15 protein-coding genes and 1 pseudogene are annotated in these 13238 nt (G+C 62.2%); 5 read left to right on the top strand and 11 right to left on the bottom strand.

All coding sequences use genetic code 11. The features are described 5' to 3' along the window. Positions 1 to 70 precede the first annotated feature (70 nt). Positions 71 to 1093, top strand: coding sequence for a YecA family protein (locus C4900_RS05455; protein ID WP_114282545.1), 1023 nt, complete (start codon positions 71 to 73; stop codon positions 1091 to 1093). A 2-nt stretch (positions 1094 to 1095) separates the two neighbouring features. Further along, positions 1096 to 1573: pseudogene (locus tag C4900_RS05450) on the top strand (transposase); the annotation flags it as partial. 41 nt (positions 1574 to 1614) lie between these two features. Here the strand turns inward: C4900_RS05450 and C4900_RS05445 are convergent. Both C4900_RS05445 and C4900_RS05440 read right to left on the bottom strand, forming a co-directional pair. Then, positions 1615 to 2877, bottom strand: coding sequence for a type II toxin-antitoxin system HipA family toxin (locus tag C4900_RS05445; protein ID WP_065971830.1), 1263 nt, complete (start codon positions 2875 to 2877; stop codon positions 1615 to 1617). Then, entirely contained in the window at positions 2867 to 3187 is a 321-nt protein-coding gene (locus tag C4900_RS05440; protein WP_211306780.1) for a helix-turn-helix domain-containing protein, read from the bottom strand. The genes C4900_RS05445 and C4900_RS05440 overlap by 11 nt, the downstream gene beginning before the upstream one ends. 474 nt (positions 3188 to 3661) lie before the next feature. On the opposite strand from C4900_RS05440, the gene C4900_RS15790 reads away from it, so the two are divergent. Further along, the gene (locus tag C4900_RS15790; protein WP_141689379.1) at positions 3662 to 3946 is read left to right on the top strand and encodes a hypothetical protein; all 285 of its coding nucleotides are present in this window, start codon (positions 3662 to 3664) and stop codon (positions 3944 to 3946) included. Between the two features lie 89 nt (positions 3947 to 4035). On the opposite strand, the gene C4900_RS05435 is transcribed toward C4900_RS15790, so the two are convergent. The 3 genes from C4900_RS05435 to C4900_RS05425 form a co-directional block, all read right to left on the bottom strand. After that, positions 4036 to 4911 carry a nucleotidyl transferase AbiEii/AbiGii toxin family protein gene (locus tag C4900_RS05435; RefSeq protein WP_065971828.1) on the bottom strand — a complete coding sequence of 292 codons (876 nt, stop codon included), beginning with the start codon at positions 4909 to 4911 and terminating at the stop codon, positions 4036 to 4038. Then, positions 4908 to 5726, bottom strand: a complete 819-nt coding sequence (locus C4900_RS05430) for a type IV toxin-antitoxin system AbiEi family antitoxin domain-containing protein (protein ID WP_065971827.1) — start codon at positions 5724 to 5726, stop codon at positions 4908 to 4910. Before C4900_RS05430 ends, C4900_RS05435 begins: the two co-directional genes overlap by 4 nt. Positions 5727 to 5924: 198 nt before the next feature. Next, on the bottom strand, positions 5925 to 6167 hold the full coding sequence (locus C4900_RS05425; protein WP_170132420.1) for a transposase DNA-binding-containing protein: 243 nt from the start codon (positions 6165 to 6167) through the stop codon (positions 5925 to 5927). Between the two features lie 191 nt (positions 6168 to 6358). On the opposite strand from C4900_RS05425, the gene C4900_RS05420 reads away from it, so the two are divergent. After that, complete coding sequence (locus tag C4900_RS05420; RefSeq protein WP_065971825.1) at positions 6359 to 6955, top strand: DUF6088 family protein; 597 nt, start codon at positions 6359 to 6361, stop codon at positions 6953 to 6955. Beyond that, on the top strand, positions 6948 to 7976 hold the full coding sequence (locus C4900_RS05415) for a nucleotidyl transferase AbiEii/AbiGii toxin family protein (RefSeq protein WP_114282541.1): 1029 nt from the start codon (positions 6948 to 6950) through the stop codon (positions 7974 to 7976). The genes C4900_RS05420 and C4900_RS05415 overlap by 8 nt, the downstream gene beginning before the upstream one ends. Before the next feature lie 216 nt (positions 7977 to 8192). Here the strand turns inward: C4900_RS05415 and C4900_RS15955 are convergent, their stop codons facing one another. The 6 genes from C4900_RS15955 to guaB all read right to left on the bottom strand — a co-directional run bounded on the left by C4900_RS15955 (position 8193) and on the right by guaB (position 13141). Next, positions 8193 to 8360, bottom strand: a complete 168-nt coding sequence (locus C4900_RS15955; RefSeq protein WP_170132419.1) for a hypothetical protein — start codon at positions 8358 to 8360, stop codon at positions 8193 to 8195. Positions 8361 to 8434: 74 nt separating this feature from the next. Continuing rightward, a complete protein-coding gene (locus C4900_RS16855) occupies positions 8435 to 8707 on the bottom strand; it encodes an IS66 family transposase (RefSeq protein WP_065971823.1) in 273 nt (90 codons plus the stop codon). Then, entirely contained in the window at positions 8707 to 9078 is a 372-nt protein-coding gene (locus tag C4900_RS16850) for an IS66 family transposase (protein ID WP_114282539.1), read from the bottom strand. The genes C4900_RS16855 and C4900_RS16850 overlap by 1 nt, the downstream gene beginning before the upstream one ends. After that, positions 9002 to 9766, bottom strand: a complete 765-nt coding sequence (locus C4900_RS15785; protein ID WP_147267133.1) for a hypothetical protein — start codon at positions 9764 to 9766, stop codon at positions 9002 to 9004. The genes C4900_RS16850 and C4900_RS15785 overlap by 77 nt, the downstream gene beginning before the upstream one ends. A gap of 326 nt (positions 9767 to 10092) precedes the next feature. Next, on the bottom strand, positions 10093 to 11679 hold the full coding sequence (guaA, locus tag C4900_RS05400; protein WP_065971821.1) for a glutamine-hydrolyzing GMP synthase: 1587 nt from the start codon (positions 11677 to 11679) through the stop codon (positions 10093 to 10095). Positions 11680 to 11683: 4 nt separating this feature from the next. After that, a complete protein-coding gene (guaB, locus tag C4900_RS05395; RefSeq protein WP_065971820.1) occupies positions 11684 to 13141 on the bottom strand; it encodes an IMP dehydrogenase in 1458 nt (485 codons plus the stop codon). Positions 13142 to 13238: the final 97 nt, after the last annotated feature.

The following is a 13238-nucleotide window of genomic DNA, read 5'->3' as shown; positions in this document are numbered from 1 at the left end:
CGGGCCGGAACATGCCGGTGCGGCGGCCTTGGAAGACCTCGACATTCGCCAATCACAATGTGCAAGGCCCATGACGATATCCTCGATCGGCGATAATGATCCCTGTCCCTGCGGAAGCGGGAAGACCTACCGGCAGTGCTGTCACGGCCGGATCAGCGATGCGGACTCCGATTCCAACGCGCAGCGCGCCGCAGAAATGGTGCGCAAGGCCCTCGAGGGCCACGACTTCCGCTCGCTCGAGGAGTTACAGGCGTTCGTCACCGGCCATGTGCGGCAGCAAAACGAACACCCGCTGGATACGTTCCATGGGCTGTCGCCCGAGCGGATGCACAGCCTACTATACCGGCCGTTTGCCTCACCGGACGTAGCGATCATCGCCGAGGCGCCGGAGGGCGGCGCGACCGCCCCGATATCGAGACTCTTTGGCCTGCTGGCCTTGGCCATCGGCGACCAGGGCCTGAAACCGACCGCCACGGGCAATCTGCCCCGGGCCGTGTGCCGGGAGGCGGCGCGCTCCTATTGGGATGAGAAGGCCTATCAGGACCGGATGCAGTTCGGCGCTATCAATAGCGAACCGGACTTCCTCGAACTGCACGTCGCGCGCCTGACGGCCGAACGCGCAGGCCTCATACGCAAATATCAGGGACGGTTCCGACTCACCCGGGACGCCCGCCGCCTGCTAAGTGACAACGGCCTCGCCGCCATCTATCCGAGACTCTTTCGGACCTACGTTGAACGCTACAACTGGGGCTACTGGGATCGTTACCCCGATCTGCCGTTCATCCAGCACGCCTTCCTGTTCACGCTGTACCTGCTGGCGCGCTATGGCACCACCTGGCGACCGCACCGGTTCTATGAAGACACATTCCTGACCGCCTTTCCGATGCTGGTACGCGAGGTGCCGCCAAACGACATAATCGCCCCCGAACAGACAGTGCGCTCCTGCTACACATGGCGCGCGCTTGTGCATTTTGCAGGCTTCCTGGGGCTCGCCGTGGTCGAACCGGTCTCCGACAAACTCCTATACCCTGACTACCGGGTCAAAGCCCTGCCGCTGCTCGCCAAGACCGTGCATTTTCCCATGCCCACATAGGCATCCGATCGCAATACCCGCGGCCTTGCCATCGGGAGTTCCCGCGACTCGTTGAGTCGCTTCCAAAGCTCAGCTCGCACCAACTGCGACAGCGTCTCTGCGCTGTCGCAGCGCACCGCTGTCATGGAGCTCGTGGCGCACCAGGTCCAGAAGGGCGGGTGCTACCCGCACAGCTCGGAAGAGCCCATCCAACGGTGGGGCAGAACGGCATCGGGCGAGCAGCGCTACCGATGCACCTCGTGCTGCCGCAGCTTCACGGGACTGACCGGTACCGCGCTCAACCGACTTCGGGACAAGGGCCTGCTGCTCGAGTACGCTGAGTGCATGCGGCGAGGCCTGAGCGTGCGCAAGACCGCCAAGCGCCTTAACATCCACCCCACCCGCGCCTTCAAGTGGCGGCATCGGCTGATGCCGCACTTGGCGGCGTATCAGCCGACCAGCTTGCCCGGCGTCACGGAGGTCGACGAGACCTTCTTCCGCTAGCGAACTGGACTTGCCCCGGCGCCAGTTGACGTTGCGCCTCACTCATCGGGGCGCCTTTCGAAGAAGAAGCAGTCAGGCAGGATGGCCGGAGCGATGTAATCGATGTCTTCGGCCGACACATCACAGGCAAAGAAGCTGTCACGCCAATGCCGGACAACATCGACGAGCCGATCGATCTGCCCGCGCGCCTCTTCCGCCGACAAACCGAAACGCCCCGCCTGCGACAGTAGGTTGTAGATGCTGGCCGTGCGACCGTGGTCGCCGACGGTCAACGCCAAATCGCGCCTCTCCTGACTGACCACGGGCGCGGGCACGAGATCGTAGGCCGGCGACAGCCGCCATTCCTTCTGTCTGCGCAGCAGGGCATGGTTGCGGGGATGATCATCGTTGTTGGTCACGGCGGCATTAAAGACCATCCGCCTGAAGAGTTCCGCACAGTCGGCTTCTGGCTTGTCAGACCATCGGCGCAAGTGGTCGGCCAGCAGCGGATAGGACCAGCGTTCACGGTCCAGGTGGCTATCCCCGCAGTCGAGCACGGTCAAACCGCTGACAAGACCGAAGCGAAGGTAGCCCATGTCGGTGTGGTCGCGATCAAAGCGCTGCAACATCAGCACATCGCTCTCGCCCACGCGCTGGAGCCGTGCCTGTGTGACGTTCAGGCCGCACCGCCGAGCCAGATCGAGCGTAGCAAATTCGACCCGCTGCACATTGAAGCGGTCATCTCTGGCCGGAAACTTGCCGAGCCAGAGACTTTGTGCGTCCTCGATCGTGGCCTTCGGCCGTGCACCACCCATACTGGTGCCAGGATCGAGCTGTTCGAGCAGGTGGGCTGCCACCGGGCGCCCCTCTTCGATCGCCTGTGTGGCCGCGATCAGCTCGGCCAGTTGGTGCGCGCGGTTGTACTGGCGCTTGGGCGCAGGCGGTTCGGCCTTCAGCCCGAAGCTCAGGTACCCCGCTCCGTCTTGCGGTCCATACAGCAAATAGTCGATTTCCTGGAGGTCAGCCGCGCTGCGCCGAAGCTTGTGCTCGATCACGCGCCGCCCCCAAGCGTCGGGGCCGGCGTCTCGAACCGCGCCGGGAATCCCCTTCAGTTGGGTGAACTCGAAGACTTCCTTGGCAAGAGGCAATTGGAACGGATCGAGCGCAACCGCCTCCTGGCGCCGAAGGTAACGGTCGCCGTAGCGAAACCGCCCAATCTGCGTGCCGTCGGGCAGCGTCTGCACTCTGAGCAGCGCCGCCGGCACCGTTTCCAACGTGCCGGGCAGCTGAATGTAGATATAAGCCTCGCGCTCAGAAGTCATAGTCGTCGCTCACCTTACGGGCCTTGCTCGCCCGAGTCGGACGGCGCGACGCTTCGAGCGCCTTGCCGTGGAGATCGCTGTCGGGATCTGCGACAGCGTCCAGCGACTTGTCCAAGCCGAGTGCCCACAATACCGTGAGGCACACGCCGACTGCCGTGCCCGGCTTACCGAGTTCCAGCGCCGTGAGGGTGTTTCGGTTGATTCCCGCCTTGCTTGCGAGATCGGCGACCGACCAGCCGCGCCGAATCCGCGCCACCCGAATGCGCTGACCCAGCTGAGCTACCCGCTCAGTGACTTGTGAAGGCATCATGAATTTGCTCATTAAGATAGGCGTTACCTGTACTGTATGCCCAATATCTTAGGCTTTTTATAGGAGAAGCGCGACTCCGGCGCGCGGAACAGAATCACCAGACTCGGCAAGATCTTTGACAATGCCTTATATTTTCGGCATTTAAGGGGCAAACATCGCGCTCGCTATCGCTATGCGGGGAGTGTGGCGGGAGTCGTTCATGGAGGAGCCAATAAGCCTTCCGGAGGAGATTTTTCCCGTCAAAGGCCATTTTGGCCTTAATAGTAAACGGGAGAGTCTTAATCCGGCCTCGATTCTTACCGAAAGTTCTACCGCCAACCTTTTCTCAGGGCCACTGATAGCTGCCGCGACGCCTCTCTATCTCGATCCATACGTTACAGCCATTCTTCGATAACTGGCGATAATCCTCGAAGGACGGCCATTCACTCCCACTCGATCATCAACGGGTCACGCAAGTCCGCATGGTGAAAGGACTTGGCGTTGATCGACATGGGGTTTTACCGTCGCTTTTACCGTCAGAAAAACACGCCCTTTGCTGGCACGGGTTTGCGCGGCATCGGCTCATCATCAATCCGCTTCAATCCTACCGAACTGGCGACCGCACCGCAGCGCCCTCAAGCCGATGCACTCCGACATGCCCCACGATTGGCAGGCTCACGGGATGTTCGGTCGGATGGCCATTTTACCGATCCGCGAATCATGCCTGTTGCTGCGATCGCCTTGCCACAAGTCATCGGCGATTTGGTATTATTTCCATAGTCGTAGCCAGGATACGACAACGACAACTTATCCGAAACTTGGGACAGAAGAATCATGCGGTGGCCCTCCCCTACCTTGCTTCCTCGTGGTCATCCAAGCTCCCGTAGAAGTGTTGGATAGCCTCGTTTACGCAATTCGGCGACCACCTCGCCGGTCGACTTCCACGCATCGCCCCTGAGCCGGGATACCAGTTCGATCCAAACGCGCTCGAAAGCGCGCAGCGCATCGACGTCGTCGAACCGCACGCCAGCGGGCAGCAAGGGCGCAATGTCTTCCGTCAAGCTGCGCGTGAGCTTCTGCAACATGCGCTGCTCGGCTTCCGCACGCGTGATCGACGTATCTTCGAGAGCAAGGTAGTAGTCGAGGCTGGCCACCAACTTGGCCACGTCCATGCCCAACTGCTCCAGCCCCTGGGCCAGGTCGAACAGGTCGCGGTTCTTGCGCCGTTGCAGCAGCGCGCGCAGCTTGGTGCCGAACAGTTCCTCCGGCTCGAAAGAGGCGATCTGCGTCTGCCCCTGATACCAGTCGTTCTCTACCGAGAAGGGATACTGGCAGAGGCCGAACAGGCTTTCGTGCTCGCGGGTGTTGATCTCGACCTTGAGCTTCAGCGTCGATTGCAGATCGGCCTCGGGAGCGAACCGGAACACCAAATGCATCGAGTGTCCAGCCTGATTCCAGTTGAACCCTCCGAGCCAGGCCAGCGCATCACGGATCGCATCGACGGTCGCGCCGATCGGTTCCGGCTGCGTCTGCACCAGGTCTATGTCTTCGGAGTAGCGCAGCGGCCGCTGGAACAGCAGCTTGTTGATCGCCGTGCCGCCGCGGAACGCGATCTTGCCGCGCAGCGCGGGCGCGTTGAACAGGTCGCACAGCGCGCGACTGATGATCAAATCCTGCTCAACCTGACGGAAATCTGGCCACGGAGCCGTGGCACTCCAGGCTTGAAGGAAGGCTTGCGGAATCAAAAATCGACCTCCACCTGCTCATTGATGACGAGCAGCCAATCGGACACTTTCTCGTGAAGGTCGGACAACCCCTCCACCAGCGGCTTCACGGACGGATCCAGCAGCGCCATCGTCTTGGCCTTCCTGGCGAACGGTCGTAATGCCTCTGCCTGTTGCAGGTGCCCAACACGCTCCAACAGATAACCCAGGCGTCGCACCGAGGAGTTTTCGTAGTGGGCCGCGATCGAGGCGAGCACGTCGGCGCTCGCCTGCCCGCCCAAGTCCTGGGCGATCTGGGCAAGACCATTGATGCCCGCCGCCTTGTGGAAGTAACGCGCGCAGTCCAGCAGCGTCAGTTCCAGACCCGCGACTTTCGCAAAACCGGCCTCGCTCTTGATCGAACTCAACCAGTCGGGGCGATTGACCTGACGGAATGCGGAGGGACTTTGATAGATGAAATCCACGCGCTGACGACCCACCTCGAACCCGCGTACCTGCCTGGGCACGATGACCTGGAACACCATCGCCGCCTGATGCGATGAACCATGGAAGGCAGCCGCGCGCAGCAAGGCCACGCGGTAGTCCAGCTTCAGGCTCTGCATCAACGGGGCGATCCAGCGAACCGGGTCGGGTGCGCCGAGCGTCCGGTCTTCCGGGCGCAGGATCAGGTAGAAGCCTCGCCGGGGATTGGCCAGGCGTCCTTTCTTGACCTGCCGCAGCAAAGCGACGCTCAGCGGGTGCGACGCAAGGCCGAGCGCAGCCTGCGCCTCCTCCCGCGTGAAGTAGGCGCGTCCGCGAGCCAGATGCTCATCAAGGTACTGGCCGATCGTCGCCATTCCCGTATCATATGCGCTAGTTGACAGTTTTCGTATATTACCGCATGTGCGCTGGGACGCAATCGATAGTCCTATCCTCCGATGGGATCACCTCCGCTCCACCCCCCGTTTGCGGACGGCTATCCAGCAACTTTCACACCTCCACCGCCCTTCCTGAACCCCGATCCCTCATGATGAATGCTTCCCGCATATGTAGGATCAGCGTCGCCGCGTCGACCGTCTCGCCACCTGCGTATGGGCCCAATTGCCGCACGCCTCCTTGATCGGCAAGGACGAAGATTTCGCGAAGTGTTCGGCGGTCTTCAGCAACCGACGATCCAGACGCTTGTCGTGCAGATCGGCACAGGCCAGCTCTTGTCTCACCCACTCGACCGACTCTGTGCCGGCCTCCATTATCGCCTGCACGTCCGGATCCCCGCCACTCCTAGCCTCTTCCAACATGAGTCTGAAGCCGGATCGGGTTCCGTTCATGATGGGGAGATGCAGACCCTTATGAACCTCGATAACCTGACCGCCATTGATTGCCGGCCTTCTCCGTGTGGTGGTGTCGCCGCACCCTGAACGGCGCGGCGGAATCTTTGCTGTTTCCTTGATGTCAGGAACTGATGTATAATTCTTACTTGAGGTGCTCCATGAACACGCTGCCCGAGTCGATCCTGCTGCACGCCCAATCCCTGCCAGAAGGGGGCGTGCTGTCGCCCAAGGTATTCCTCCACCTGGGAAGCCGGGTCGCGGTCGATCAGGCGTTCTCGCGGCTAGTCAAGGCCGGCAAGCTGCTGCGTGTGACGCGAGGCACCTATGTCGCTCCGGTTTCCAGCCGGTTCGGCACGCGCGCACCCGCGCCAGAGAAGGTCGTGAAGGCAATGGCGGAGCAAAGCGGTGAGACCGTCGCGCCACATGGCGCCAACGCTGCCAACGCTCTGGGATTGACGCAACAGGTCCCCATCCGCGAGGTCTACCTGACCTCCGGCCGAACCCGGAAGCTGAAGCTGGGGCGCTCGGAAGTGCTGGTGAAGCATGTGCCTGGCTGGATGCTGGCCTTGGGCACGGGACCCGCCGGTGCCGCAGTACGTGCCTTGGCCTGGATGGGACCTACGCATGCTGGCGAGTCGCTGGTCACGCTGCGCCGCACCCTTCCTCATAACGAGTGGCGTGCCCTGGCCTCTGCCCGTGCGGCTCTGCCGTCTTGGATGGCCCAGGCGATCGGCAAGGAAGCAGCGCGTGGCTGAATACTTCTTTGCACTCAGCCAAGACGACCAGCGCGAAGCGCTAGAACAAGTCCGCGCGGAAACAGGACGCCCCACTCACCTGCTCGAAAAGGATGTGTGGGTGGTGTGGACACTGCGTGCCCTATTCGAGTCGCCGCTGGCCGCCGACTTGGCCTTCAAGGGCGGCACGTCCTTGTCCAAGGTCTACAAGATCATTGACCGCTTCTCCGAGGATGTCGATCTGACCTACGACATCCGCAAGCTGATCGCAGACTTGGTCGGCGGCGACGGCGATCTGCCGGCCAGCCGCAGCCAGGCCGACAGATGGACCAAGGCCGTGCGCCATCGCCTGCCCGAATGGATCGCAGCGAACGTGCAACCGGTCATTGAGGCCTCGCTGGCGCACGATCGACTAGACGCCAAGGTCGAAATCGGCGGCAAGGATAACGACAAGCTACTTCTCTATTACCCGGCGCTCGCGCAAGGCACGGGCTACGTGCCGCCCGTTGTCGCGCTGGAGTTCGGCGGGCGCGCCACCGGCGAACCACATCAGGTGCTGCCCGTGGTTTGCGACATGGACGGGCATCTGCCCGACCTGTCATTTCCCACGGCTTCGCCCCTGGTCATGAGTGTGGCGCGAACCTTCTGGGAAAAGGCCACAGCAGCGCACGTGTACTGTGCCCAAGGCCGCATCCGCGGTGAACGGTATGCGCGGCACTGGCATGACTTGGCCGCCATCGCGCGCAACCAGCATTTCGCCGGCGTTATCACGGATCGCGCTGTCGCCGCTGCCGTGGCGCAGCACAAATCCTTCTTCTTCATCGAGAAGGATGTCGGTGGCGCGGTCATCGACTATGCGTCGGCGACCCAGGGGCATTTGAGAATCGTCCCTGAGGGTGAGGCGCGAGAAGCCCTCGCCGCCGACTATGAAGCGATGCTGGCCGACGAGGTGATGGTGGGCGACGCACTCCCCTTCGATCAACTGATGCAGGCTTGCGCCGAGATCGAAGCCAGGGCGAACGAGGCGGCTGTGTCGCAGTAACAGCGCCAAAAAACACGGAGAAGTCATACGCGTATCACGGTTGTCTGTCGAAAACTTCCGCGGCATCAAGAACAAGGCGGAACTGCACTTTTCAGGGCGTCCGTTCTTGGTAGCACCTCGAAGGCTACCAGCAAGGCCACTGTACTCACCTGGTGATCCGAGCAGCGTGTCCTTCCGGCAATGCTGCGTAAAACGCTCGACTGGCGCGCGGGTCGACTAATCAGGCGGTGCGGGGCCAGCCTGTTGCGGAGTCAGCGCCGCCTGGTAGTTCCAGGGCATCCAGTCGGCGGGGTTCGCGGCGACCGCGTCGGCATGGCGCTGGAGTGCCACCAGATACTCAAACGGGGTCACGTGGTTCAGTTCGGCGGTGTGGATCAGGCTCATGAACGTATCGCCGACATGGGCGCCGTTGAGAGTACGGGTGAAGAGCGCGTTCTTGCGGTGCAGGATGGCCTTTTTCAGAACCCTTTCGGATTATTGTCCATGGGTACCCACGGGTGTTCGACAAACACCGTCAAGCCCGACCAGTGATTCTGCATGCTGTGCAGGACCTGGGCCGCAGGCAAGGCGAGCTTAGGGTCGGCCAGTGCCTCATCGCGCCGGGTGGCCAGGTCATGCACGGCCTGTTGTAAGCGGGCATGGTGCGCGGCGTACAAGGCGCTGTCAGGGTCCGCCTGAAGGCGCAGCCCATTGTGATGGTACAGATCGGCTATGGCATCCACCCACGTCATCAGTCACGGCGATTGTCGGGATAACTGTTGGCCAGCTCCAGAAAATCCCGGCGTTGATGGGCCCAACAAAAAGCGAGCACGAATGTCGTGTGCAGCCGGACGAACTTCTTGTAGGCCGAGTAACGATCACAGCTCACGATCCCGCCCTGCACCTGGGCCAGTTCGGCGATGGGGACATCGGCTGATCGCGTCGGATCCAGTACATAGTGAATAACCGATGGGGACTGAAACACCCACAAGTACCAGCGATGTCCGACCTTGCCTTCGATATCGACAAACACCATACAGCGGGTCTCATCGGCATGCCAATGGGATTCGCTGCGCAGATGGACCACCAGCGCCTCTTCGACAGGCGCAAATAGGGGTGCCAGGGCCTTGAGCCCCCCGGTGACGGTGCACCGACAGGGTCAACCCCGAATCGGCCAAGTCCTGCAACACGCGATGGGTGGGTTGGCCGTACAAAAACTTGGAGAGCAGCAGGTACACCCAAACCGAAATACCGTATTTGCCCCGCGGGATCAACCGTGGCGGGGGTAGTGCGGTAATGAGGCCGGGCACGCCTGGGCAGGAGCAGACCTTGCGATAGCGCCGCCTGTGGATGACACGCCGATAGGCCTGGACCTCAATCTCTAGCACCTCACTGTCTTCGGTGCCCGGGAAGTCGGCGTAGCCCAACCCGCAGCGCGGACACTGTGACGAGTCGATTGCGATCGTTTCCTCGTGCGCGGGTAGATGGGCTTGTAGGGTACGCCCGTGACCGGGTGTGCCCGGTTGTTGACCGCGCGACCGCGATACGTTTACGTTCGGCGCGAGTCCCTTATGGCCCTGCGCGGAATGCTCGGATTTACGACCAAACAGCTGCTTTTGCAGATCACAAATCTTCGCCCGCGCGGTCTCAAGCTCACTCTGTAATGCCATCTCGCGCAGAGCGGCTTGGGCCATGGCTTGTTGGTGATCGACGGTCAGTTGCTCCAGGCGGGCCAGGGCCCGTCGATGCGCCGTCTTCCAGTACCGGGCGTCCCACACGAGTTGGATATACTCTTGTTGGGTCAGTGTCACCGACACCTGCGCGAATGGCGTGAGCCTCGCATCGGGAATCTCTGGCCGCGTTACGGTCGCGTAAGGTTACGGGTTTACCGAATAGGTACCAAAAATCCCCCCAAATCCCAGAAAACCCCTGAAATCACGGGACCTTACGTGAAAGAGACGTTACTACAGCGGGGGCAAGTTCAGCTTGATCGGGGCTTCGCAGACGACCGTCAACTTGACCGCCGCCTTGTCGCGCTTGCCACCGATAGCTGGCGATAGGTTCGGATATGTAAGTATTAAACCAATACGTTACGACGACTTTTGATAGCGGCCGATAGTCCCCGAAGGACCTCAAATCACTCCCACTCAATGGTCGCGGGGGGCTTGCCCGACACGTCATAGACCACGCGGCTTACACCACGCACCTCGTTTATGATGCGGCTCGAGACGCGCCCGAGCAGGGCGTAAGGGAGCTCGGCCCAGTTCGCGGTCATGAAATCGACGGTCTCGACGGCGCGCAGGGCAATGACATGTTCATAGGCGCGGCCATCGCCCACGACCCCTACCGATCGCACCGGCAGGAACACCGCGAATGCCTGGCTCACCTTGTCGTAATAGCCGGCGCGCCGCAACTCCTCGATGAAGATCGCGTCGGCCTGCCGCAGGATATCGGCATAGCGCTCCTCAACAGCCCCGAGAATACGCACGCCCAGACCCGGCCCCGGAAAGGGATGTCTGTGGATCATGGCCTCCGGCAGTCCGAGGCTAAGCCCGATACGCCGGACCTCGTCTTTGAACAGCAGCCGCAGGGGTTCGAGCAGCTTCAGCTTCATGCGCTCGGGCAGACCGCCCACATTGTGATGGGACTTGATTACCCGGGCCTTGCCGCCCTTGGCGCCCGCCGATTCGATCACATCGGGATAGATGGTCCCCTGGGCAAGCCAGCGCACGCGCGCAAGGCGCGCGGCCTCTTCCTCAAACACCGTAATGAAGGTCTCGCCTATGATCTTGCGCTTGCGCTCCGGATCATCGACGCCCTTCAAGGCCCCCAAAAACCGGGCCGCGGCATTCACGCGGATCACGCGCACCCCGAGATGATCGGCAAAGGTCGCCATCACCTGATCACCCTCGTGCAGCCGCAAAAGCCCGTTGTCCACGAATACGCAGGTAAGCCGGTCACCGATCGCCTGATGCAAAAGCACCGCGACCACCGAGGAATCGACGCCACCGGATAGCGCGAGCACCACTTCCTCATCACCCACCTGCGCGCGGATGTCCGCGAGGATGCCATCGATGATCGCTCGCTCCGTCCAGGCGCGCTGGCACCCGCAGATCCCATGCACGAAGCGCTCGATGATGCGCTGCCCCTGACGCGTATGGGTGACCTCGGGATGGAATTGCAAACCATAGTAGCGCCGCGCCTCATCGGCGATCGCCGCATACGGCGCATTATCGGTCTCGGCAATCGCCAGAAATCCGGTCGGACAGGCCTCGACGCGGTCACCATGGCTCATCCAGACATCGAGCACCGCTTCACCCTCGCCACCATCGCTCAGATCCGCAAGCAGCGGCGAATGGCCGACGGTTCGTACGCGCGCGTAGCCGTACTCACGATGCGCCGCGGCCGCTACCTGACCGCCAAGCTGTGCGGCCAGGGCTTGCATGCCGTAGCAGATCCCGAGCACCGGCACGTTCGCCGCCAGCACCGCGTCCGGAATTCGTGGGGTATCGCGCTCATTGACCGACTCGGGGCTGCCCGACAGGATCACGCCGCGCGGCGCGAATCCGCTGATCGCCTCGCCGTCGACGTCACAGGGCATGATCTCGCAATACACGCCGGCCTCACGCACGCGTCGCGCGATGAGCTGCGTATACTGCGAGCCGAAATCGAGAATCAGGATCCGCTCAAGACCCGGGGCCGCTGCCTTCGTCTCTCCCGACATGCCCTTAGCCCCGTTGATAGTTGGGAGGCTCTTTGGTGATGGTCACGTCGTGCACATGGCTTTCGCGCATGCCGGCGTTCGTGATACGCACGAATTGCGCGCGCTCGCGCATGGCCGCAAGATCGGCGCTCCCGGTGTAGCCCATGCTCGACCGCAGCCCCCCTATGAGCTGGTAGACGATGCTGACGAGCGACCCACGATAGGGCACGCGGCCCTCGATCCCCTCGGGGACGAGTTTCTCGGGGGCCCCGTCTTCCTGAAAATACCGATCGCTCGACCCGTCCTGCATGGCGCCCAGGGAGCCCATGCCGCGGTAGGTCTTGTACGACCGCCCCTGATAGAGTTCGACGGTGCCCGGGGCCTCGTCGGTGCCGGCGAACAGGCTGCCGATCATGACCGTGTGCGCCCCGGCGGCCAAGGCCTTGGCAATGTCGCCTGAATAGCGTATCCCGCCGTCACTGATCAGGGGGACGTCGGTCCCCGCCAGGGCCCGGGCCACATTGTCGATGGCAGTCACCTGCGGAACACCGACCCCCGCGACGATACGCGTCGTACAGATCGAGCCCGGCCCTATACCCACCTTGACGGCATCGACCCCGGCATCCACGAGTGCCCGTGCGGCGTCACCGGTGGCGATATTTCCGCCTATGACCTCGGCATTCGGGTAGTGCTTCTTGATCCAGCGCACACGCTCCAGGACCCCCTCAGAGTGGCCGTGGGCGGTATCGACCACAAGCACATCCACCTCGGCCTCGAGCAGGCGCTCGATGCGCTCCTCGGTGCCGGCGCCGACCCCGACCGCAGCGCCGACTCGCAGCCGCCCCTTGCCGTCTTTCACGGCCAGAGGCTTCTCGGTGGCCTTTTGGATGTCCTTTACCGTCACAAGCCCTTTGAGACGGAAACTGTCATCCACCACCAGGACCTTCTCGATGCGATGCTTATGCAAAAGTGCCTGGATCTCGTCGCGCGACGCACCCTCCTTGACCGTGACGAGCCGTTCCTTGGGGGTCATGATGTGCGCAATCAACTCATCATTACGCGTCTCAAAGCGCAGATCGCGGCTGGTCACGATGCCCACCAATTGCCCATCGCGGATCACCGGGACCCCCGAGACGTGGTGGCTGCGCATGAGCCCCACCACCGCGCGCACCGTCATGTCCGGGGTCGCCGTCACCGGATCGCTTATGACCCCGCTTTCGAACTTCTTCACACGTCGGACCTCGTCGGCCTGGCGCGCGGCATTCAGATTCTTGTGAATCACCCCAAGCCCGCCCTCCTGGGCCAGACAGATCGCCGCGCGCGCCTCGGTCACGGTATCCATGGCCGCCGACAACAGCGGGATATTGAGTCGGATGTGGCGGGAGAGTGTGGCCTTCAGATCGACATCACGGGGCAGAACGCGCGAATGATCCGGCAGCAGGAGGACATCGTCGAATGTCAGGGCTTCTTGAACGATACGCATGCGACATTATACGGAAAGCCCGCGCGGCCGTAAACGCCCCGGGAACCGACCGCCATGGGCCGCGCTTGGCTTTGTTTTTCGGCCGTAAACGTCTATA

The organism is Acidiferrobacter thiooxydans (assembly GCF_003333315.1).
GTDB lineage: Bacteria > Pseudomonadota > Gammaproteobacteria > Acidiferrobacterales > Acidiferrobacteraceae > Acidiferrobacter > Acidiferrobacter thiooxydans.
Note: the sequence above shows the minus strand (reverse complement) of the source record. Positions and strands in the feature narration are given on the sequence as shown.